Annotated in this window: 20 protein-coding genes; 10 read left to right on the plus strand and 10 right to left on the minus strand. The window is 62.7% G+C overall.

Annotation, left to right across the window (positions count from 1 at the left end; translation table 11 throughout):
* Positions 1 to 71 precede the first annotated feature (71 nt).
* A complete protein-coding gene (locus D3880_RS11095; RefSeq protein WP_238474446.1) occupies positions 72 to 2,318 on the plus strand; it encodes a fatty acid cis/trans isomerase in 2,247 nt (748 codons plus the stop codon).
* A 130-nt stretch (positions 2,319 to 2,448) separates the two neighbouring features.
* Complete coding sequence (nfuA, locus tag D3880_RS11100) at positions 2,449 to 3,033, plus strand: Fe-S biogenesis protein NfuA (protein ID WP_119893506.1); 585 nt, start codon at positions 2,449 to 2,451, stop codon at positions 3,031 to 3,033.
* Positions 3,034 to 3,133: 100 nt separating this feature from the next.
* Here the strand turns inward: nfuA and D3880_RS11105 are convergent, their stop codons facing one another.
* From D3880_RS11105 to D3880_RS11125, 5 genes are all read right to left on the minus strand, one after another.
* A complete protein-coding gene (locus D3880_RS11105; RefSeq protein WP_119893507.1) occupies positions 3,134 to 3,406 on the minus strand; it encodes a DUF1272 domain-containing protein in 273 nt (90 codons plus the stop codon).
* A gap of 21 nt (positions 3,407 to 3,427) precedes the next feature.
* Complete coding sequence (locus tag D3880_RS11110; RefSeq protein WP_119893508.1) at positions 3,428 to 4,423, minus strand: GlxA family transcriptional regulator; 996 nt, start codon at positions 4,421 to 4,423, stop codon at positions 3,428 to 3,430.
* Positions 4,424 to 4,682: 259 nt separating this feature from the next.
* Complete coding sequence (locus D3880_RS11115) at positions 4,683 to 4,952, minus strand: hypothetical protein (protein ID WP_119893509.1); 270 nt, start codon at positions 4,950 to 4,952, stop codon at positions 4,683 to 4,685.
* Positions 4,953 to 5,177: 225 nt separating this feature from the next.
* Positions 5,178 to 6,314: a catalase family protein gene (locus D3880_RS11120; protein WP_119893510.1), complete on the minus strand. Its 1,137-nt coding sequence runs from the start codon at positions 6,312 to 6,314 to the stop codon at positions 5,178 to 5,180.
* Between the two features lie 63 nt (positions 6,315 to 6,377).
* Complete coding sequence (locus D3880_RS11125; protein WP_119893511.1) at positions 6,378 to 8,252, minus strand: di-heme-cytochrome C peroxidase; 1,875 nt, start codon at positions 8,250 to 8,252, stop codon at positions 6,378 to 6,380.
* A 293-nt stretch (positions 8,253 to 8,545) separates the two neighbouring features.
* On the opposite strand from D3880_RS11125, the gene D3880_RS11130 reads away from it, so the two are divergent.
* Positions 8,546 to 9,874 carry a sigma-54 dependent transcriptional regulator gene (locus tag D3880_RS11130; RefSeq protein WP_119895720.1) on the plus strand — a complete coding sequence of 443 codons (1,329 nt, stop codon included), beginning with the start codon at positions 8,546 to 8,548 and terminating at the stop codon, positions 9,872 to 9,874.
* A gap of 419 nt (positions 9,875 to 10,293) precedes the next feature.
* On the opposite strand, the gene D3880_RS11135 is transcribed toward D3880_RS11130, so the two are convergent.
* Positions 10,294 to 10,899 (minus strand): hypothetical protein, encoded by a 606-nt coding sequence (locus D3880_RS11135; RefSeq protein WP_177412168.1) that lies wholly within the window; start codon positions 10,897 to 10,899, stop codon positions 10,294 to 10,296.
* Positions 10,900 to 11,115: 216 nt separating this feature from the next.
* Here D3880_RS11135 and D3880_RS11140 point away from each other — a divergent pair, with 216 nt between their 5' ends.
* The 6 genes from D3880_RS11140 (at position 11,116) to D3880_RS11165 (ending at position 16,829) form a co-directional block, all read left to right on the plus strand.
* Positions 11,116 to 11,946, plus strand: coding sequence for an undecaprenyl-diphosphate phosphatase (locus D3880_RS11140; RefSeq protein WP_119893513.1), 831 nt, complete (start codon positions 11,116 to 11,118; stop codon positions 11,944 to 11,946).
* A gap of 207 nt (positions 11,947 to 12,153) precedes the next feature.
* The gene (locus tag D3880_RS11145) at positions 12,154 to 12,990 is read left to right on the plus strand and encodes a helix-turn-helix domain-containing protein (RefSeq protein ID WP_119893514.1); all 837 of its coding nucleotides are present in this window, start codon (positions 12,154 to 12,156) and stop codon (positions 12,988 to 12,990) included.
* Between the two features lie 51 nt (positions 12,991 to 13,041).
* A complete protein-coding gene (locus tag D3880_RS11150) occupies positions 13,042 to 14,448 on the plus strand; it encodes an NAD(P)/FAD-dependent oxidoreductase (protein ID WP_119893515.1) in 1,407 nt (468 codons plus the stop codon).
* Between the two features lie 51 nt (positions 14,449 to 14,499).
* On the plus strand, positions 14,500 to 14,841 hold the full coding sequence (locus tag D3880_RS11155; RefSeq protein WP_119893516.1) for a cupin domain-containing protein: 342 nt from the start codon (positions 14,500 to 14,502) through the stop codon (positions 14,839 to 14,841).
* Between the two features lie 78 nt (positions 14,842 to 14,919).
* Positions 14,920 to 15,996: a polyamine ABC transporter substrate-binding protein gene (locus D3880_RS11160; RefSeq protein ID WP_119893517.1), complete on the plus strand. Its 1,077-nt coding sequence runs from the start codon at positions 14,920 to 14,922 to the stop codon at positions 15,994 to 15,996.
* A 116-nt stretch (positions 15,997 to 16,112) separates the two neighbouring features.
* A complete protein-coding gene (locus D3880_RS11165) occupies positions 16,113 to 16,829 on the plus strand; it encodes a DUF1294 domain-containing protein (RefSeq protein ID WP_119893518.1) in 717 nt (238 codons plus the stop codon).
* Between the two features lie 38 nt (positions 16,830 to 16,867).
* Here D3880_RS11165 and D3880_RS11170 read toward each other — a convergent pair whose 3' ends face one another.
* Positions 16,868 to 17,221: an MmcQ/YjbR family DNA-binding protein gene (locus D3880_RS11170; RefSeq protein ID WP_119893519.1), complete on the minus strand. Its 354-nt coding sequence runs from the start codon at positions 17,219 to 17,221 to the stop codon at positions 16,868 to 16,870.
* A gap of 12 nt (positions 17,222 to 17,233) precedes the next feature.
* Positions 17,234 to 18,136, minus strand: coding sequence for a LysR substrate-binding domain-containing protein (locus D3880_RS11175; protein ID WP_119893520.1), 903 nt, complete (start codon positions 18,134 to 18,136; stop codon positions 17,234 to 17,236).
* Between the two features lie 124 nt (positions 18,137 to 18,260).
* Here D3880_RS11175 and D3880_RS11180 point away from each other — a divergent pair, with 124 nt between their 5' ends.
* Positions 18,261 to 18,878 (plus strand): FMN-dependent NADH-azoreductase, encoded by a 618-nt coding sequence (locus D3880_RS11180; RefSeq protein WP_119893521.1) that lies wholly within the window; start codon positions 18,261 to 18,263, stop codon positions 18,876 to 18,878.
* Between the two features lie 20 nt (positions 18,879 to 18,898).
* Here the strand turns inward: D3880_RS11180 and D3880_RS11185 are convergent, their stop codons facing one another.
* On the minus strand, positions 18,899 to 20,080 hold the full coding sequence (locus D3880_RS11185) for an MFS transporter (RefSeq protein WP_119893522.1): 1,182 nt from the start codon (positions 20,078 to 20,080) through the stop codon (positions 18,899 to 18,901).
* Between the two features lie 160 nt (positions 20,081 to 20,240).
* Positions 20,241 to 21,830: an ABC-F family ATPase gene (locus D3880_RS11190; protein ID WP_119893523.1), complete on the minus strand. Its 1,590-nt coding sequence runs from the start codon at positions 21,828 to 21,830 to the stop codon at positions 20,241 to 20,243.
* Positions 21,831 to 21,854 lie beyond the last annotated feature (24 nt).

Consider the following 21,854-nt stretch of genomic DNA (forward strand, 5'->3'; position numbering starts at 1 on the left):
AATCCACCTCATTGGATGATCTGGAGCTGCCCATGCTGTCGCGAGTGTTTGTTGTCTTGTCGTTGCCTTTCATGCTGCTGATGACGCCCGTGCAAGCGGTCGAAGTCTCCTACAGCCGCGACATCCAGCCGATTCTCACGCAGAAGTGCGTGGCCTGCCACGCGTGCTACGACGCGCCGTGTCAGCTCAACCTCGGCAGCGGTGAAGGGGCATCGCGCGGCGCCAGCAAGCTGCCGGTGTACGACGGCGGGCGCACCCAGGCGCAGGCCACCACCCGCCTGTATTTCGATGCCCAGGGCGAGGCAGCCTGGCGGCGCAAGGGCTTCAATTCGGTGTTGGATGCCCAGGGCGGCCAGGCCGCGCTGATGGCGCGCATGCTGGAGCTGGGGCGCGCCAATCCGCCGGTGCCCAATGCCAAGCTGCCGGCCGATCTGGATATCTCTATCAACCGGCAGAACCAGTGCCCGCTGCCCGGCGAGTTCGATGCCTACGCGAAGAAGTTCGCTCATGCCGGTATGCCGTTCGCCGTCGCCGGGCTCAGTGACCAGGAGTACCAGACCTTGCAGCGCTGGCTTGCCCAGGGCGCGCCGGTCGACGAGCAGGTGTTGACGCCCTCGCTGGCGGAAGCCGAGCAAATTGCTGACTGGGAGGCCCTGCTGAATGCCCCGGGCGCGCGCGAGACGTTGGTGGGGCGTTGGCTGTTTGAGCATCTGTTCCTCGCCCATCTGTACTTCGAGGGTGGCGAGGCCGGACATTTCTTCCAGTTGGTGCGTTCGCGCACGCCGAGCGGGCAGCCGATCGACCCGATCGCCACCCGCCGGCCGAATGAGGACCCGGGCAGCCAGTTCTACTACCGCCTGTGGCCGATCCAGGGCGTGATCGTGCACAAGACCCATATCACCTATCCCTTGAGTGCTGGGAAGCTGGCGCGGGTCAAGCAGCTGTTCTTCGCCGGCGACTGGCATGCGGATAAGGTGCCGGGCTATGGCGCCCAGCGCCGCGCCAACCCCTTTGAGACCTTTGCCGCCATTCCCGCCCAGGCGCGCTACCAGTTCATGCTGGATAACGCCGAGTACTTCGTCCGCACCTTTATCCGCGGGCCGGTTTGCCGTGGGCAGATCGCCACCGACGTGATCCGTGACAACTTCTGGACGCTGTTCCAGGACCCGCAGCACGACCTGTACATCACCGATGCGGCCTATCGCGAGCAGGCCACACCGTTGCTGGCGATGCCCGGGCAGTTCGATGAGATCGGCGACCTGTTCGGCCTCTGGCACGCGTATCGCGACAAGCGCAATGACTACGAGGCCTTGCGCATGGATGCCTATGCCGAGGCCCCGGCGCCCAGTTGGTCGCACATCTGGAGCGACAACGACAATGCCTTGCTGTCGATCTTCCGCCAGTTCGACAGCGCCTCGGTGCGCAAGGGCCTGGTCGGCGAGATTCCGCAGACCATCTGGTGGCTGGACTTCCCGCTGCTCGAGCGCACCTATTATCAGCTGGTGGTCAACTTCGACGTGTTCGGCAATGTTTCCCATCAGGCGCAGACGCGGCTGTACTTCGACCTGATCCGCAACGGCGCCGAGGTCAATTTCCTCCGCCTGATGCCGGCGGATTCGCGCGTGGCGCTGCTCGGCGACTGGTACCAGAACAGCGGCAAACTGAAGATGTGGCTGGATTACCAGAGCATCGACGACGATTCCCCGACTGCCCTGCAACTGCCGGTTGAGCAACCCAAGCAGGCTTTTGCCGAAGCCCTGCTGCAGCGCTATGGCGATCTCAACGCGCGGCCCGACCCGATCAACCGCTGCCGCGCCGGTCAGTGTTATCGGCCGAACCTGGTGCCGGCCCAGCAGGATGCCGAGCAGGCCCTCAGCCGCCTGGCCAGCCGCCCGGCCGCCGGGCTCAAGGTGATTGAGCAACTGCCGGAGGCGACACTGCTGCGGGTCGAATTGCCGGAGGGCAAGCGTGAGGTCTACAGCCTGCTGCGCAACCGCGCGCACAGCAATGTCGCGTTCATGATCGGTGAGGAGAGGCGCTATCAGCCCGGGCTGGACACCCTGACCGTTTACCCGGGCGTGCTGAGCAGCTACCCGAACTTCATGTTCAACCTCAAAGCTGCTGAGGTACCGGGTTTTGTCGCGGCTTTGGAGCAGGCACGCGATGCTGCGGCGTTCGACAAGGTCGTCGAGCGTTGGGGCATCCGCCGTTCCAACCCGCAGTTCTGGCATTACTTCCATGATCTCGCGGCCTATATCCATGACACCGAGCCGGTCGAAGCCGGGGTGCTGGACATGAACCGCTACCAAAACCTGTGAGGACTAATTCCTTGACGATGAGCGGTGGTCGCGACTGTTTGTTCCTTCGGGCTTATTCCGACCAAAACACTAGGACTTCAAGCATGGGGTCGATTGGCGTAAACTGCCGGCACGTTTGCGAGGAGTTGCCATGAGCGCCATCACTATTACCGAAGCTGCCCACGACTATCTGGCTGATCTGCTGAGCAAGCAGAACACCACGGGGATCGGCATTCGCATTTTTATCACCCAGCCCGGCACCCAATACGCCGAGACCTGCATCGCCTACTGCAAGCCCGGTGAAGAAAAGGTCGAAGACAGCGCCCTGGCGCTGAAAAGCTTCACCGCCTGGATCGACGCGGTCAGCGAGCCCTTCCTGGCCGACGCTGTGGTCGACTACTCCACCGACCGCATGGGCGGCCAGCTGACCATCAAGGCACCGAATGCCAAAGTACCGATGGTCAACGAAGACAGCCCGCTCAACGAGCGCATCAACTACTTCCTGCAGACCGAGATCAACCCCGGCCTGGCCAGCCACGGCGGCCAAGTCTCGCTGATCGAAGTCGTCGAGGACGGCATTGCCGTGTTGCGTTTCGGCGGCGGTTGCCAGGGTTGCGGTCAGGTCGACCTGACCCTCAAGGATGGCGTCGAGCGGACTTTGCTGGAGCGCATTCCGGAGCTGAAGGGCGTGCGTGACGTCACCGACCACAGCAACCGCGAGAATGCCTACTACTGAGGCGCACTCCGGTAAAAAGGCGGCCCGATAGCCGCCTTTTTTATTTCACCACGCCAGCACTAGCCGGGCAGAGCAAGGCCGCATGCCGAGGATCGCCGGACTACGCAGGGCGGTCCTCGTTGCCTGAGGTGATCTGCCCGGCACAGCCAGCGGGTTTGTAGACGCGTTCGCTGGAGGCAGGGAAACGTGCCAGCTTGGCTGGCGACCTCGGCGGACGGGCGAGCAGTAGGCCGCCACAGTTCGGGCAGCGATGCTGCAGGTGGCTGGCGCAGCCGCGACAGAAGGTGCACTCGAACGAGCAGATGAAGGCGTCGCCGGAGTCGCCGGGCAAGTCACAGTCACAGCATTCGCAATTCGGGCGTAGTTGCAGCATGGGGCTCTCCTTGGGATGGTTTCAGCCGAAGCGCTGGGCGTATTCCTGGGGGCTGATGGCCAGATGCTTGTGAAAGGTACGGCGCAGGTTCTCCGGGTGGCCGAAGCCGGCCAGTCGCGCCACTGTGCTGATCGACACCTGGGTGTCCTGCAGCAGTGCGCGCGCAGCTTCGAGACGGATGCGTTCGACATAGCGCCCGGGGCCCATGCCCAGTTCCTGGACGAACAGGCGAGACAAGGTGCGCGGTGCTAGACATGCCTGTTCGGCCAGCGCAGCCAGCGACAGGTCATCGCCGAGGTGGGCGGGGATCCAGTCGAGCAGGGCCGCCAGCCGCGGTACACGGCAGGGCTCAGGGGTGAGCAGAGCGCTGAACTGGGCCTGGCCGCCGGGGCGGCGCAGGAACATCACCAGCCGCCGGGCTACCGCCAGAGCCAGCGCCCGGCCGAGATCGGCCTCGACCAGCGCCAAGGCCAGGTCGATGCCGGCGGTGACACCGGCGGACGTGAAGACATGGGCATCGCCAACACGGTTGTGCGGGTCGTAGGTATGCAGACGGTCGGCCTGGACCTGCACGGCGGGATAGCGCGCGCGCAACTCGTCGGTGTCGGCCCAATGGGTGGTGGCGAGGCGGCCGTCCAGCACCCCGGCGGCGGCCAGGATCAGGGCGCCGGAGCAGACCGAGCCGAGCCGCCGCACTTGGGGTTCGGCGCCGTGCAGCCAGGCGAGCAGTGACGCATCGGCGCGCTGCGCATCCACGCCCTGGCCGCCCGGCACCAGCAGGGTATCCAGCTGCGCCGGATCGATCTCCCGCCAGGGACGGTCGGTGTACAGGCGCAGCCCGGCGGAGGTGGCCACCGGCCCAGACTGCTTGCCGAGCAGGCTCAATTCATAGGCGGGCGGTAGCCCCTGGCGCTGGCGTTCGACATTGGCCGAGGCGAACACCTGCATGGGCCCGGTGACATCCAGGCTCATGACCTCCGGAAAAATCAGGCAGGCGACCCGCCGCAATGCCTCCATCGCACACCTCGCTGTTCAATTGCGCTCAGTGTGGGCCGCCCTCGCGGTGGCGACAATGTCATTGTTCGCACAGATATTGCCAATATCGGCCCGGCTGCTCATGCGCAGGCAACTGTGTCAGGGCTGCTTAGGCAAGAGGGGCGAGAGGCTGGTTGGTGCGCGCGGAAAGGCGTCAAGCGCCGTGGCGGGGAATCAAGAGAGAGCGGGTTGGCCGAGGTGCTAGCACCTCGGCCGCAGTTCAGCGGGAAGTGGGCGGCGCTTATTCCGGCATCTGCCAGGGCTCGAGGGCGTAGCCCTGCTGGCTCAGTTCATCGCGCGATTTTTTCAGTTCGCGAGCCAGTCGCTCGGGGTCGCTATAGATGCTGCTGGAGAGTTGAGTGCGGCCCAGCAGGCGCGTGCTGGTGCGGTCGATGACGGTCAGGCTGAGTTCGCCGGTGCCATCCAGTGCGGACCAGGCCACGCACTGGAAAGGTTGGAACGCGCGGCCTGCGATCAGAAGTGCTTCGTTGAAACGGAGCGTGGCGTTCATGAGGTTGTTCTCCGAATGGTACCCATTGCAATAGTCGGCCTTTAACGCTAAGCGCCGTCATGGCCTGTTATGCAAGTGGATGAGCGGAGTTGACTCGCGAGTCACATCGGGACGCAAAAAGAACTGAAATTGTCGCTTTGTCGAAAATTCCTTCGACTACCCGGGCTATACGCCATCCTGCACTTGCCAGGATGGCGCATAGCCCTTGGCCTGACTTGGCCGCGCTCAAGGATGGGCATTGCGCTCATGGCGATAGACGCTGACAGCTTCATAAACGGCCTTGCGCAGGCGGTTGATGCCGCCAATCGGCTGGTGCTCAGGCAATGAATGCCAGGGGTTGAACGACAGGTTGTCGCAGAACCGATTCTGCTCCGGCGTATCGAAGTCCTGCGCCGGGAGCTTAACGGTGGCGACGGTTTCGAAGGGCGCAATCGACTCATCCCATTCCACGCTGGGATCTTCGATCGGCATGTAATACGCGGGATTCTGCCGTTGCACCTGCAGCGCGAAGCAGGCCGGCACGCGATCCAGTGACAGTTGCTGGTACAGCGCATTGCGCAGGAAGTTCGGTAGATCACGGTTCTGCGCCGGCAGGTCATAGCCGGGGCAGCTGCCGCGGGCTGGAATCACTCGGTACTTGATGTTGTGCGAGCCGAGCTTGAACGGGGCGATCGAGTTGTAGGTAGTCGCCACCGGGCTTTCTGGCGCGGCGCTGAGGGTTTGCAGGGCAATGAACAGGTGGCGAACCTCCCAGCTGCGTGGGTCCCAGCTGGGGAAGAAGGCCAGGACTTTCTTGCCGCTGGCCTGGGCGGCGAAGTTGCTTTGGTATTCCGCCACGTCGCGGACGAAGAACGCCGTGTTGTTGAACATCACGAAGTCTTGCTCGCCGCTGCCGGTGGGACTGCTCATCAGCGTGGCGCCGGGCACGTCGAGCAGCTTGATGGCCATGCCGCGGGCGTCGCGCGCGCGATCGAATTGCGGGTAGGCATTGCCGTTGGACAGGCGCATCCAGGCTTGCCAGGTCTTCCCCGGCTCGCGGAACACGCCCTGACGCAACTCGGTGGGCAAGTCGGGCAGCACCTGGACTTCCGCCCGCACGCAGCCATGGGCCTTGGCATGGGCGTCACGCAGAACGCGGGTGTTGTCGCGATGCTGTTCGACGATGCGGATGGCGTCCTCGATGATGCCTTGGGTCAGGGCCGCTTCACCGGCTGGGATCTGCTCTTCGCTGGCGACCGGGCCGGAAAATTTCCAGCCATAGTACAGCGTGCCGGTTGCCCAGCCGGTCAAGCCGAGGACCAGCAGCAGAGCGATGAACTTGCCGAGCAGGCGGCCCAGCCAGAGCCAGAATTTTTTCAGCATGTAAGCATCCTTGTTGATCTTGTTGTTCCTGTTGGTCGGCGCCTGGAGTTGAGCGCCGATTGTTCAGCCTTGGCAATTGGGGCCTGGCGTCCAGGGTTTGGCTTGCACGGGTTTGAGCTGTGCTTCCAGCTGAGCGTTGCCCAGGGTTTTCAGGTACTCGACCAGCGCCCAGCGCTCCTCCGGCTGCAGGCCGCGGCCGATGATGCCCTGGCTGCGACAACCGTTGCGGAATTCATGGCCGCGGTTGCTATTGCCGGTAACCGCGGTCTGGAACAGAAAGCCACCGGCGAATTTTTCGGTGTGATAGCCAATATGTTTCGGGTTGTACTCATGGTTACCGACCCAGAACTGGTTGGAACGCTCGGACTGCGGCGAGAGCAACTGGAATAGGTTGGGCACCGAGCCGTTGTGCAGGAACGGTGGAGTCGCCCAGATGCCATCCAGCGGGCGGGCCTTGTAGCCGCGCTTCTCCTGCACGCCGATGGGCAGGCCGTAACCGTTCATGCGGGCGCGCTCGCTATCCGGGATGCCGGCATCCTGATAGGCCCGGTTCTCCACATACGCGGTGATGTAGGCCAGCCCTTTGGCGCTGGAGATGCTGGCGAAGTCCACGTCCGCGAGCTGGCTGCCGAACAGCCGCACGTCCAACTTGCCGAGCTGCTCCTTGCTCCAGGCCAGTTTGCGGATATCGAAGCGGTGATCGGCGATGTTGTTCGCCGCCGTCGGATCGGTGCCGACGATGCTGGTCGGCACCACACGCATGCGCCATTCGGGATCGCGTGTGGGGGCGTAGCGCTGATCTTCGGGTTTGGGCACCGGGGCATGGCAATAGGCGCAGTTTTCCGCGAACAGCGCGCGGCCCTGGCTGGCCAGTTCCAGGTCGACTTTGCCGAACACTTGTTCCGGCCAGGTTGGTGGTTGCAGTTGCTTGAGGGTTTCTTCCAGGGTGTAGAGGTCGCGCAGGCGCACGCTGGAGGCATAGCGTTCGGCCTCCGGTATGGCCTGGCCGTGGCTGTCGAAGATCTGCAAGGTGGCGCCGACCCCCAGTGCTTCGCCGATATTGCGCGCCATCGGTTGCATGGCCGAGCCGTTCCACTGCACCCAGTCGAACTTCCAGATATCCCAGACCTGCGGATAGCTGACCGGCGCGTTGGCCACCCGGTAGTTGCGGGTATCGATGGCATCGCCGAACACGCTGTTGGCGATGCGGCCGAAGGCATCGGTGCGGCCGAAGCCTTCCTCGGTCGGGTAGAGGCCGCGGTGCCAGTCGTTGTAGGCCGTGGCGAGCAGGCGGTCGAGCACGACTTTGAAGTCGTGCCGCAGTTGCGTGCGCTCTTGCGCATAGCGTTCGCCCAGCACGCGCTTGGCGAAGCGGTTGAACTTCAGCGGGTTGTAGTAGGTGAAGGCCATGCTCATGCCCAGCGCCTGGCCGAAGCCGCCACCACGCAGGGTGGGTACCGTCGAGGCTAGCGAATGCAGGGCGCCGCCGCCATCGATGCGGATGGCTTGTCCCTGGTAGCGCAACTCGCCGGTGTGGCAGGCCGCACAGGTGATATCCAGGTATTGCGCAGCGGTTTCGCTATCGGCATGGCGGGCAAAGCCGACCGGCAGGTTGCCGGGGTTGAGCGCCGTCGGTTGTTGCTGCGGATCGATCAGAAAGCCGAAGCGGGCGAGGTAGTCAGGGCTGGCCAGCTTGTCGCGGGAAAACGGCAGTTCGAGGGCGACGAACCAGTCGTAGTGCAGGCCTTTCACCTGCGTGCCCTGCGGGGTGTAGTAGTAGGTTTGCCGCGCCTGCGGGCTCCACTGATCGAGGTAGTGCAGCGTACTGGGCTGCTCGTAGGCCGGCAGGTTGGGGCGGGCGATGTAGTAGAGCGGTACGGCCAGCCCAACCAGAACAATGCAAAGGCACAGCAGCAGGGCGCGACGAAGGGCACGCATCGAACACTTCCTTGTGGAGTTTTAATTTTGTCGGACGTTATGCCAAGCCTTCGCGGCTTGGCAAGCAAGGCGAAAACAACGCTTTTGGACGCGTGCCGGGCAGTACGGCGATGAAGGCTGGGCTAGCGCGGCTCAGCGTAAAGAAGTGGCGCATAGGTTAAGCCAGGCTTTTTTCCAGCTTAGGTTATGAATAAACGATCCTATCAAGTGTCAAAATTCCGCTAAATTTTACTTTGTCCTGGCCAACATATTGTTTTTATTGACTGTCGTAAATTTGACGCCAAGGGATGGATATGTTGAACACTACTGTCGGTACTCGTCGATTACTGATGGTCGATCCTTGCGACCACTGCCACCAACTTTTGCCCAACTTGAGCAATATCGGCTGGGATGTAGAGAGCTGTACGCTGGACGCCGCAGTCTCACGCGTTTGCGATGTGGGCCTGCTGCGTCTGCACTCCACGCATCTTGACCGACCGGAGCACATCAAGAATTTGATTCAGCGCAGTGGCACCGAATGGATCGCCATACTCAGTCCTGATCTGCTGTCGCGCAAGGGAACCAGCGATCTGATCGGCGAATGGTTCTTCGATTTCCATACCTTGCCGTTCGATGTCGAACGTGTGCAGGTCATGCTGGGCCGAGCAGTGGGGATGGCGCGTCTGCGGGGCAGGAAGAGTCTCCTGGCGGATGCACATGGGAACGAAATTCTGGGTGAAAGCCGTCCGGCCCGTGAACTGCGAAAACTGCTGGCCAAGTTGGCGCCCACCGATGCGCCAGTGCTGATCCGCGGCGAAAGCGGTACCGGTAAAGAGATGGTTGCGCGAGCGTTGCACGTCCAGTCGCGGCGTGCCGAAAAGCCATTCGTTGCCATCAATTGCGGCACCATTGCGGAAAATCTGATCCAGTCCGAACTGTTTGGCCACGAGAAAGGGGCCTTCACCGGCGCCCACCAGCGCAAGGTCGGGCGCATCGAGGCGGCGGACGGCGGGACTTTGTTCCTCGACGAAATTGGCGATTTGCCGCAGGAGTTGCAGGTGAACCTGCTGCGCTTTCTGCAGGAGCAACTGATCGAGCGTGTTGGCAGTTCCCTGCCGATCAAGGTGGATGTGCGCATCCTGGCGGCCACCCATGTGGATCTTGAAGAGGCCGTGCGTCACGGGAGTTTCCGTGAGGATCTGTATTACCGACTCAATGTGCTGCAGGTCATGACCGCGCCTTTGCGCGAGCGGTCGAGTGATCTGGTGCTGCTGGCCAACCATTTCGCCCGCCTCTACAGCCACGAGATGGGCAAGCGGCCCCGGCGTTTCAGCGAGGGGGCCCAGGTAGCGATGACTCAGCATAGTTGGCCGGGCAATGTCCGCGAGTTGGCCAACCGGGTGCGGCGTGGTCTGGTATTGGCGGAAGGTAGGCAGATCGAGGCCGCCGATCTGGGGTTGGATAATCTCGACGAAGCCTATCTGCCTCTGGGTACCCTGGAGCACTACAAGACCGAGGCCGAGTGCCAGGCGCTCCGTGATGCCTTGGCGCGGCATAGCAGCAACATGAGCGTGGCCGCCCGCATGCTGGGTATCTCCAGGCCGACTTTCTATCGCCTGTTGCACAAGCATCAATTGCGCTGATGGACAGGGCTTGGTTGTTCTGCTAATGACACGTACCTGCTGAAGCAACCGCCGGAAGTCCTGTAAATCCGGGGTTGTTGGGCTCTTGGCCAAACCTGTTCCATTCTTGAAACGACATCCCAGAACACAGGGCAACGCCGCCATTTCTCGGGCTTTGCTTGAGGCGAGGTGTTTTGACAGCGGAACAGGTGCGCACTATTTCGACAGCTGTTGACGCTCAAGAATGGGCGGTTTCAAGGTGCAAGTGGCCGAGGTGGCCGACAGGGGCAGGGCACAGTCCGTATAGCGGGATCAAGCGCCACAGCAAACGCAAGCGAGCGCATGCGTTCAACAATCAGCTGTCGCTGGTAAAGCTCGAAAAACGTTATTTCACGAGCCCGGAGCGTGTCTGGGAAGGCCGGAGCGATTCAAGTTGGGGTTCAGCAGACCAGGCTATCCGCCTCCCGATAGAGCATCAGCAACTTGCGGGTAATGGTCTGCTGGATATCGTCGCGATCGAAGGCGGAGAGGTGAGTGAGTTTGTTCACCTGCAAGCGATGCAGATGGATGTAGGGCATTTGCTGGTCGAATTCGCGCAGGTCGCCTTTCTGCAGGATCGGCAGAAACAGGCCGCCGGCTTGCTTTTGCTTGCTGATGATCTGCGCCAGCGCGGCCCTGAACGGCATGGTCTTGGGTGTTTGGCCGCCTTCGTCAAGGTGATTGGCGAGCAGCAACCCGGGCTTGCCCAGTAACGCGCCGGGCAGCACGCACAGACCGGTCTTGCGGATGGCCTCGGCGTCGATGCCATGCAGGGTGTCGTGAAAGGCGTAGGTGTTGGGCAGCACCACCATCTTGCGGCCGAGATCGGAGGGGAAGTGCAGGGTGTAGTTGGTATACAGTTGGCGCACCGACTCGGAGTAAACGCACAGACGATTCTCGAACAGGCGCATGAAGCGCTCGGCCAGCTCGCGGCGGGCCAGGCTCCCCATATCCCAGATCAGATCCTGATTTTGCGGTTGGTGCAGGTCGATTTCCTGATGTTCCATGCGCTTCATCCATTCGTCATGCGACGTTTGTACCACACCTCTGATAGCATCTCCGCGCCCACGCGGCAAACCCGAGCGCCTGCCGGGTTGTCGTTCCGTTTGGGCATCCGCTTGTTGGAATTGACTTTTCGCCGGTGAGTCACAAGCTCGCCCGGCAGCATCTGGCTGTTGAATTCATTATGCGGCAATGCGCGGCATTGCCACACAGGGGACTGCATGGATCTTTGGGTTGCCGTTCAGGCGCTGATTTTGGGCATCGTGGAAGGGCTGACGGAGTTTTTGCCGATTTCCAGCACCGGCCACCAGATTATTGTCGCCGACCTGCTTGGCTTCGGCGGCGAGCGGGCGATGGCGTTCAATATCATCATTCAGTTGGCGGCGATTCTGGCGGTGGTCTGGGAGTTCCGGCGCAAAATCACCGACGTGGTCGTCGGCCTGCCGACCCAGGCCCCGGCCCAGCGCTTCACCGCCAATCTGCTGATCGCCTTCCTGCCTGCGGTGATTCTCGGCGTGCTCTACGCCGACCTGATCCACGCGTACCTGTTCAACCCGATCACCGTGGCGAGCGCGCTGGTGGTGGGCGGGGTGGTCATGCTCTGGGCCGAGCGGCGCGAGCACGTCATCCGCACCGAGACGGTCGATGATATGGGCTGGAGAGAGGCGCTGAAGATCGGCTGCGCCCAGTGTCTGGCGATGATTCCCGGCACTTCGCGCTCGGGGGCGACCATCATCGGCGGCCTGCTGTTCGGTCTGTCGCGCAAGGCGGCGACCGAGTTTTCCTTCTTTCTCGCCATGCCGACCATGGTCGGGGCCGCGGTGTATTCCGCCTACAAGTACCGCGACCTGTTCCAGCCCGGCGACCTGCCGGTGTTCGCCGTCGGTTTCGTGACCTCCTTCATATTCGCCATGATCGCCGTGCGCAGCCTGCTGAAATTCATCGGCAGCCACAGCTATGCGGCGTTCGCCTGGTACCGCATCGGCTTCGGCCTGCTGATCCTGGCGACCTGGCAGCTGGGCTGGATCGACTGGAGCACGGCCCAGCATTGATGGGCTAGAGGCATCCGGCGGCTAGCTAAAGGCGCGCTTGCGAGTGCGCCTTTAGCTGAGTGGAGCTGGGTTTTTGCGGCGTTTCCAAGCCCGCACCTCAGTGTCGATACGGTTATGCTTAGTTGATGGCCCGCGTGGCTCGCTATGCGGGCTGACATTTGCGAAGCGGCGTCGCCGTCTACGCCTGATCTGCCTAGCGAGACCTGCATGTCGCCCACCGAGCGTTTCGACGGCCCTGAGCAAACTGCTATTACCGGCGAAACCGTGCTGCGCTACCACTATTGCTGGAAGCGCCGGGACCTCGACGGAGTGATGGCGCTCTATCACCCGGATATCGAATACAACGACTTCTTCCAGAACCGCGTGATGCATCTGACCGAGTTGCGCGACTACGTGCGCGCCACCATGCCGCGTGGCCCGGAAGAGGCGCTGGAACACAGCGACCGGATTCGCCTGGATGGCGACACGGCCTTTATCCAATACCGGATCACCTTGCGTGGCGGCGAAGGGCTGGTGTCCTTCCGCGCCAGTGAGGCGCTGACCGTGCGCGATGGCCTGATCTGGCGGGTCAATGAGTACGCCTCGCTGGTGCACGAAAGCCGTGTCGCCAACTCCGCAGCCGACAGTCGCCCGGCGATCAGTCGCCTGGGCCTGTCGGCGCGGCAACTGGGTTTCCTGGCGCAAGACCTGCAGCAGTATTTCGAGCGCGATCAACCCTATCTCGATCCGGAGCTGAATCTGCAACAGGTGGCGGCTCACAGTGGTTACAGTCGCAACCAGATTTCCTACCTGCTCAATCAGGTGCTCGGGCAGAGCTTCTACCGCTATGTGAACCAGGCGCGCCTACAGCATCTGTTGGCCACGCTGGCAACCGCCCCGCAGCCGGTGCGGATCGACGAGTTGGCCTTCGCCGCAGGTTTCAATTCCCTGTCCGCCTTCTATAAGTGCTTTCGCCAGCACACCGGGCTGTCGCCCAAGGCCTATTTAAAGCTGAGTCCTGGCGAGCAAATTTCTTTGCGGGCACGCGCGCAAGACAAGCGCTGAGCCGAGCCACTAGGCTCTTGCGGAAATACAGTCCACCCCTGGAGTTTCCGCATGACCGCCTGGCGCAGCATCAGCCTGTGGATGGATCAGCTTGACGACGAACTGAGTGCGCGCCTGGCACTGGACGGTGCGCTGGAGGCTGACGTCGCGATCATCGGGGCGGGCTATACCGGGCTGTGGACCGCGTACTACCTCAAGCGTCAGGCGCCGCACTTGCGCATCGCGATTGTCGAGGCCGAGACCGCCGGCTTTGGCGCCTCCGGGCGCAATGGGGGTTGGCTGATGGGTAATCTCCTCGGCGAGGATCGCCTGCTGGCCGGCCTGCCAGCAGAGCAGCGGCGCGCAGCCTTCGACCTGCTGCACGGCATTCCCGACGAAGTGGCGGTGGTACTCCAGCGCGAAGGCATCGAGTGTGACTACCGCAAAGCAGGGGTGCTGTACTGCGCCGCGCGCTATCCCGAGCAAGAAACCAGCCTGCGTCAGCAGTTGGAGCATCTCTACAGCCAGGGCCTGAGCGAAGCGGATTATCGTTGGCTGAGCCCTGCCGAACTGAGCCAGCAACTGCGTATCGCCAAGCCTTTCGGCGCGATCTACACCCCGCACTGCGCGACCATCCAACCCGCCAAACTGGTTCGTGGCCTGGCACGTACAGTCGAGCGCATGGGCGTCCAGCTGTTCGAAAAAAGCCGCGTAACCGACTGGCAACCGGGGCTGATTCGTACAACCCACGGCGAAGTCCGTGCCCGCTGGGTGGTGCCGGCGGTGGAGGGCTACTCGGTCACCTTGCCGCCCTTGGGCCAATACCAACTGCCGGTGCAAAGCCTGCTGATCGCGACGGCTCCGTTGTCAGCCAACACGTGGGCCGAGATCGGCCTGGATCGCGGGCAAGCCTTCAGCGAAAGCAGCCGGCAGGTCACCTACGGCCAGCGTACCGCTGACGATCGCTTGGTGTTCGGCGCCCGTGGTGGCTATCAGTTCGGCGGCAAACTGCGCCATGACTTCAATCTCACCGAGGATGAAGTTGGCCTGCGCCGCTATCTGTTCGGCGAACTCTTCCCGCAGCTAAAAGCAGTCGAAATCACCCATTCCTGGGGCGGCAACCTGGGCATGTCGCGGCATTTTCACCCGCACATGCTCTGCGACCGCAAGAACGGCATCGCGCTGTCCGGTGGTTATGGCGGTGAAGGCGTGGGCGCCAGCAACCTCGGTGGGCGGACCCTGGCGGACTTGATTCTGGCCCAGGACAGCCTGCTCACCCGTCAGCCCTGGGTGCTTAAGGACGACTCCATTCAGGCGCTGAAAGCCTGGGAGCCGGAGCCCTGCCGCTGGCTCGGCTATAACGCCATCATCCGTAGTTTCGTGTATGAGGATCAGGTCCTCGCCAACCCTCACAGCCCCGTTTGGAGACGCAAGCTCGCCAGCCGCCTGGCGGACTTCATGGAAGCTTTGATGCGCTAGAACCCCGCTGGTTACCGACTCGCGGACGATTAACAAAAAGGTACTCGAACCATGAGCATCACCCACTTTAAAAACACCGCCAGCGTGGCCCTTGCCGCCTCGGCGCCGGTCGCCGTGCCCTTGAGCGAGCCGGTCGCCATCGCCTCGACAACCAGCGTGACAAGACCCGATGGCGTCGAGACCGGCATCTGGGAATGCACGCCGGGACGCTGGCGCCGGCAAATCGTGCAGCAGGAGTTTTGCCACTTCATTCAGGGCCGCTGCACCTTCACCCCGGACGGCGGCGAGCCTCTGGAGCTCGAGGCCGGCGATGCGTTGATGCTGCCGGCCAACAGCACCGGCATCTGGGATATTCAGGAAACGGTGCGCAAGACCTACGTGCTGATTTTCTGAAGCCGCTGCCGGTAGCTCCCTGAGCGATCGCTATCCCAAGAATCCTTAGCCACAACAAAATCAAAGTAAGGAATCAACATGCGCAAGATATTTGTCCCGCTGATGCTGATGGCCTCGATGAGCCAGGCCGCCGAAACGGTGAGAATCTATAACTGGTCCAGCTATATCGCCCCGGACACCCTGAAGAACTTTCAGGCCGAAACGGGCATCCAGCCGACTTACGACGTGTATGACAGCAACGAAACCCTCGACGGCAAGTTGATGACCGGCAACTCCGGGTATGACGTGGTTGGGCCCTCCAACCATTTCATGGCCCGGCAGATTCAGGGCGGCGCCTTGAAGAAGTTGGACAAGAGCCAGTTGCCTAACTGGAACAACCTCAATCCCGTGTTGCTCAAGGCGCTCGAAGCGAACGACCCTGGCAACCAATATGGCTTCCCCTATCTGTGGGGCAGCACAGGCATCGGCTACAACGTGGCCAAGATCAAGGAAGTCCTGGGCGCGGATGCGGTCATCGACTCCTGGGACATCCTGTTCAAACCCGAGTACATGGAGAAGCTCAGCAAGTGCGGCGTGGCCATTTTGGACAATGGCCCCGAGGTCTTTCCCATCACCCTGAATTACCTGGGGCTACCGCACCACAGCCAGAACCCGGATGACTACAAGAAGGCCGAGGCGGCGCTGATGAAAATCAGACCCTATGTGAGCTACTTCCACTCCTCGAAATACACCTCGGATCTGGCGAACGGTGATGTCTGCCTGGTGGTCGGTTTTTCCGGCGATGTTTTCCAGGCCGCCGAGCGTGCCAAGGAGGCTAACAACGGTATCCAGATCGGCTATTCCGTGCCCAAGGAGGGCGCTCCCATGTGGTTCGACATGATGGCGATGCCGGTCGATGCGCCGAATGAAAAAGCCGGCTATGCGTTCATGAACTATCTGCTGCGCCCCGAGGTGATGGCCAACATCAGCAACCATGTGCAATACGCCAACGGCAATGAACAGGCAGACAGCTTGGTGAACCCGGCGATCAAGGCCGACACCAAGATCTATCCCACCGCCGAAGTGCAGAAGAAGCTATTCGCGCTCGAGGCGATGCCGATGAAGATCGACCGCGTGCGCACCCGCATGTGGAGCAAGATCAAGTCGGGCAGCTGAGTTGATCGCCCGGCGCCGGCTGTTCCCGCTGGCGCCGGGCGCTCTTCGTCACTTGGCGCAGGCCGCAGCCCTCTTGTAACCTGGCCGGCCACCACGGCCAGGTCAGTTCGACGAAGATGGAAGTACGCGGTTCGATAAAAAGCTGGAACGATGACAAGGGTTTCGGTTTCATCACGCCAGAGCAGGGCGGCAGCCAGATCTTCGTACACATCTCGGCCATGCGCGGTGATCGCCGGCCCATGCCGGGTGACCCGGTGCTTTACATTGCCAGCAAGGATGACCAGGGGCGCCTGCGCGCCGAGCATATGCGCCTGGAGGGTCTGAGCCTCGATATACCGACTATTCGCAACAAGCCCAAAGCGCTTAAACCTCAACCAGCCAAGCCTCGATCGCAAGCCAAACGCTCCGTACCTAAGCCTTCTCTCGGCTTGCCGCAAAACCTCGGGTTCAAAACCCTGCTGTTTACCGGCCTGTGCCTGTTGCCCCTGATCGGCTCGATACAACTGCTGTTGACGCAGGCCTTGATCTGGCCGCTGTGCGCCTACCTGCTGGTCAGCCTGGTCACTTTTTGCCTGTATGCCCATGACAAGCAGAGCGCCGAAAAAGGTCGTTGGCGTACGCCGGAAAGCACCCTGCACAGTGCCGAGCTGCTCGGCGGTTGGCCCGGCGCCTTACTGGCGCAGCAGGTCTATCGGCATAAAACCCGCAAGGTCTCTTATCAGGCGGTGTTCTGGATGATTGTGCTGGCGCATCAGGCCATCTGGGTCGATTGGCTGTTGCTGAAAGGTGCCTATCTCGGGTCTCTGCTTCACATCTTGTTGCGGCTCGGCTAGCCGCCGAAACCGAGCAAGCGATCTGCAGCGTTCATCGCTCAGTCCACATCGAGTAACAACCCCACCTGGCGGATCTTTGACAGCCGGCGCACCACCATTTGATGGGAGCGGGTCAGCAAGTCTTGCAGCTCGGCATCGCTCAGCGGGTAGGGCGCCGTCATGCTGATCCAGTAGGCGCGCGCTAGGTACGGCGCCGGCTGGATGCCGGGGCGGTCGACATAGCCGAGGAACAGCTCGCTCTCGACCTTGAAGGCCAGGCCGTCGCCGAGGAAGTCGAGGATGGCGAACATCTTGTTGCCCGCCACCGAGAACACCCGGTTGCTACCCCATTTGAGGTCCTCACGGGCGCCTGGCAGTTGCAGGCAATAGGCGGCGACTTGGTCGGCGGTCATCCGGGCCTCGCTTCAGACGGGCTGGTCGGGGTAATCCTTGAAGGCTGCACGCAAGTGTTCGATCCACGCGCGCACCGCCGGCAGCATCCCGCGCCGGTGCGGGTAGACCGCCTGCAGGTAGCCGCCAGGGATGCTCCACTCGGGCAGCAAGACTTGTAGACGGCCATCGGCCAATTCCTCCTGACAGAAAACCTGCGGCAACAGGGTCATACCCAAGCCGGCCAGTGCTGCGGCCTTGCGGATCGCGAAGTCCTCGACACTCAGGCGTGCCTCCAGGGCGATATCGCGGCGATTGCCGCTGCGGTCCTGCAGACGATAGTGAATCTTGCGATCGGCCTCCAGCGCACCCAGCGCCGGCAGGCTGACGAGATCTTCCGGCGTGGTGATGTGGCGCCCTTCGAGCAAGGCTGGCGCCGCCACCAACAGGCTCTGGGCCGGGAGCAGGCGACGGGTGATCAGGGCCGGGTCTTCGTCATCGGCGGTGCGCACCCGCAGGGCGACATCGACACCCTCATTGAGCAGGTCGATGCGGCGGTTGCTGATCAGCACCTCGAGCTGCACTTGCGGGTAGGCGCTGAGAAAGTCGGTGACGATTGGCGTTAGCTGGCTGAAGCCCACCGGACAGGACACCCGCAGCCGGCCGCGCGGCTCGCTGCGTAAGGTGGCGACGGTTTCCTCGGCCTGCTCGGCCTCCAGCAGCATGGCCTGGCAGTGGCGCAGGTAGCGCTCGCCGACGTCGGTCAGCGCCAGTTTGCGCGTCGTGCGTTGCAGCAGACGCACGCCGAGGCGCTCCTCCAGCTCGGCGATCCGCCGCGACAGGCGCGACTTCGGCACGCCTAGTTGGCGCCCGGCGGCGGCGAACCCGCCGGCCTCGACGACTTTGGCGAAGTAATAGAGCTCGTTGAGATCTTGCATGGCTATCGTCCTATCTGTGGGACGAACTATCGCATTCTGTAGGGCTAATCAGCAATTGAATCCATGGGTAGGATTTATCCCCAGCAGATCGCCAACCGGCGATCAGAATTCAGGAGCCTTGCCCATGAAACTTCTGCACATCGACTCCAGCATCCTTGGTGACGCATCGGTATCCCGTCAATTGAGCCGCACCGTGGTCCAGGCCTGGCAGGCCAGCGAGTCCGAGCTGCAAGTCAGCTACCGTGATCTGGCCGGCGACGAGCTGGGGCACCTGTCGGCCGGCAGCCTGGTCGCCGGCAGCACCCCGGCGGATCTTCGCGATGCCGCGCAGCAGCATGAAGCGGCGCGGGCCGAGGCCGCGCTCAATGAGTTTCTCGCGGCGGACGCCATCGTCATCGCCGCGCCGATGTACAACTTCGCCCTGCCCAGCCAGCTGAAGGCCTGGATCGACCGCATCACCGTAGCCGGCAAGACCTTCCGCTACACCGAGGCGGGCCCCGAAGGGCTGGCGGCCGGCAAGCAGGTGGTGATCGTCTCCACCGCCGGCGGCCAGCACGCAGGCCAGCCCAGCGCGGCGGCCCACGAGGATTATCTCAAGTTCGTGCTCGGTTTCCTCGGCATCACCGATGTGAGGGTGGTGCGCGCCCATGGCCTGGCGATGGGCGAGCAACCGCGCGCCATTGCCTTGCAGCAGGCGCAGGAGCAGATAGACGAACTGTTCGCGGTAGCCGAGCTGAGTTGATCGAAGCGGGCGCGCCAGTCCTAGCGACTGGCGCGCGCCAACACCACACTCAACAACAGGCCGGCCAGCGAGAGCAGGGCCGAGACCAGAAAGATCGAGGCATAGCCATAGCCGCGCGCGATCGCGCCCATCAGCGGCCCGGCAATCCCCAAGGCCAGGTCGAAGAACATCGCATAGGCGCCCAGACCGGCGCTGCGGCTGCTGGCCGGGATGCTGCTGATCACTTCCATGCCCAGCGCCGGATACACCAGGGACAGGCCGAAGCCTGCCATTGCCGCGCCCAGCAGGGCCAGCGAAGTTGAAGGGGCGAGCCAGAGCAGCAGCAGGCCGAGGGTTTCGATGCCCAGGCAGATGATGGCCACGTTGAAGCCGCCCAGGCGGTTGATGCTGTTGATGAAAAACAGCCGCGCGGCAATGAAGGCCAGGCCGAAGGCCGTCAGGCAATAGGCCGCCCCCGTCCAGCCGCGACTGGCGTAGTACAGGGTGACGAAGGTGGTCAAGGTGCCATAGCCGATCGAGCCGAGCGCCAGGCCGCTGCCGTAGGGCAGCACGCGGCCGAGGGCGGAGAGGAAGGGCAGGCGTTCGCCGGCTATCACCGGTGAGGAGGGCTTCGGCCAGAGCAGCAGAAGGCCCAGCACAGCCAGCAGTGCCAGCGAGGCGCCGATGGTCCACAGCCCGAGGTTGTCGGCGAGGACCACCCCCAGTGGCGCGCCGATACCGATGGCGGCATAGGCGGCGATACCGTTCCAGGAAATCACCCGCGCCGTGTGCTCGCTGCCGACCCGGGCGATCCCCCAGCTAAGCGCACTGATGCCGATGATGCTGAGTGCCGCGCCGAGCACCACCCGGCCGCCGAGCAGTATCAGCAGGCTCGACAGCGGTTGGCCCTGTAGCGAGGTGGCGAGCAGCGTCAGCAAGCCGCTCAAGCCGATGCCGATCAGCCCATAGGTCAGCCCGCGCTTGCAGCCTCTGCTGTCGGCAATCCGCCCGGCGATGGGGCGACCGAGCAGGGTGGCGAAATATTGCAGGCCGATGGTCAACCCCGCCCACACACTGCCGTACCCTAGGTCTTGGTGGACATAGCCGGGCAGCACGGCGAGCGGAATGCCGGTGCAGAGATAGCCGAGGAAGGAGAAGAACACCACACCGAGGATCTGCAGAGTGATCTTCGAACTGGGCTGGGCAGAGCCTTGGCTGGACATCAGGAACTTCGCAGGCGCTTGAACACGAATGCAATGATCGCCGCAGCGAGGAATAAAAGGAAGCTAGCTAACAATAAGCCGCGTACAGGTTTTGTATCTTCCATAAAGCACGACGCCCCGGCAGAGCGGGGCGTCATGTGACTCGTTCAGGGCGGTCGAATCAGACCAGCACGCCCTGGCTGCGCAGATAGTCGTCGTAGGTGCCGCTGAAGTCGACCACGCCGCTGTCCGATAGCTCGATGATGCGCGTCGCCAGCGAGGACACGAACTCGCGGTCATGGCTGACGAACAGCAGGGTGCCCGGATAGTTCTCCAGCGCCAGGTTGAGCGCCTCGATGGATTCCATGTCCAGGTGGTTGGTCGGCTCGTCCATCACCAGCACGTTGGGCTTTTGCAGGATCAGCTTGCCGAACAGCATGCGGCCCTGCTCGCCACCGGAGATCACCTTGACCGATTTGCCGATCTCGTCGCCGGAGAACAGCATGCGTCCGAGGGTGCCGCGCACCATCTGCTCGCCGCCCTGGGTCCACTGGCTCATCCAGTCGAACAGGGTGGCATCGTCGGCGAAGTCGTCGGCGTGGTCCTGGGCGTAGTAGCCGACCTCGGCGCTTTCGGTCCACTTCACGTCGCCGGCATCCGGGCTCAGCTCGCCGACCAGGGTGCGCAGCAGGGTGGTCTTGCCGATGCCGTTGGGGCCGATGATGGCCACGCGCTCGCCGGCTTCGATCTGGAAACTGAAACCCTTGAACAGTTGCTTGCCGTCGAAGCCTTTGGCCAGCTTGTCCACGGTGATGGCCTGGCGGTGCAGTTTCTTGGTCTGCTCGAAGCGGATGAACGGGCTGACGCGGCTGGACGGCTTGACCTCGGCCAGCTGGATCTTGTCGATCTGCTTGGCGCGCGAGGTGGCTTGCTTGGCCTTCGAGGCGTTGGCCGAGAAGCGGCTGACGAAGGTCTGCAGCTCGGCGATCTGTGCCTTCTTCTTGGCGTTGTCCGACAGCAGCTGCTCGCGGACCTGGGTCGCCGCGGTCATGTATTCGTCGTAGTTGCCGGGGAACAGGCGCAGCTCACCGTAGTCCAGGTCGGCCATGTGCGTGCACACGCTGTTCAGGAAGTGGCGGTCGTGGGAAATGATGATCATGGTGCTGTTACGCGCCGTGAGGATGTTTTCCAGCCAGCGGATGGTGTTGATATCCAGGTGGTTGGTCGGCTCGTCGAGCAGCAGCACTTCCGGGTTGGAGAACAGCGCCTGGGCCAGCAACACGCGCAGCTTCCAGCCCGGCGCGACTTCACTCATCGGGCCGAAATGCTGGGCCAGCGGAATGCCCAGGCCGAGCAGCAACTCGCCGGCGCGCGATTCGGCGGTGTAGCCGTCCATCTCGGCGAACTCGGTTTCCAGCTCGGCCACGGCCATGCCGTCTTCTTCGGTCATCTCCGCCAGCGAGTAGATGCGCTCGCGCTCGGCTTTGACCTTCCACAGTTCTTCGTGACCCATGATCACCGTGTCGATCACGCTGAAGTCTTCGTAGGCGAACTGGTCCTGGCGCAGCTTGCCGAGGCGCACGTTGGGCTCCAGCATCACCTGGCCGGCGCTCGGCTCGAGGTCGCTGCCGAGGATCTTCATGAACGTCGACTTGCCGCAGCCGTTGGCGCCGATCAGGCCGTAACGGTTGCCGTTGCCGAATTTGACGGAGACGTTCTCGAACAGGGGCTTGGCCCCGAATTGCATGGTGATGTTGGCTGTAGAAATCACGAATCTTGACCGGTGCGTAAGCGA

Origin of the sequence: Pseudomonas cavernae, from assembly GCF_003595175.1 — a bacterium.
Taxonomy (GTDB): Bacteria; Pseudomonadota; Gammaproteobacteria; order Pseudomonadales; family Pseudomonadaceae; genus Aquipseudomonas; species Aquipseudomonas cavernae.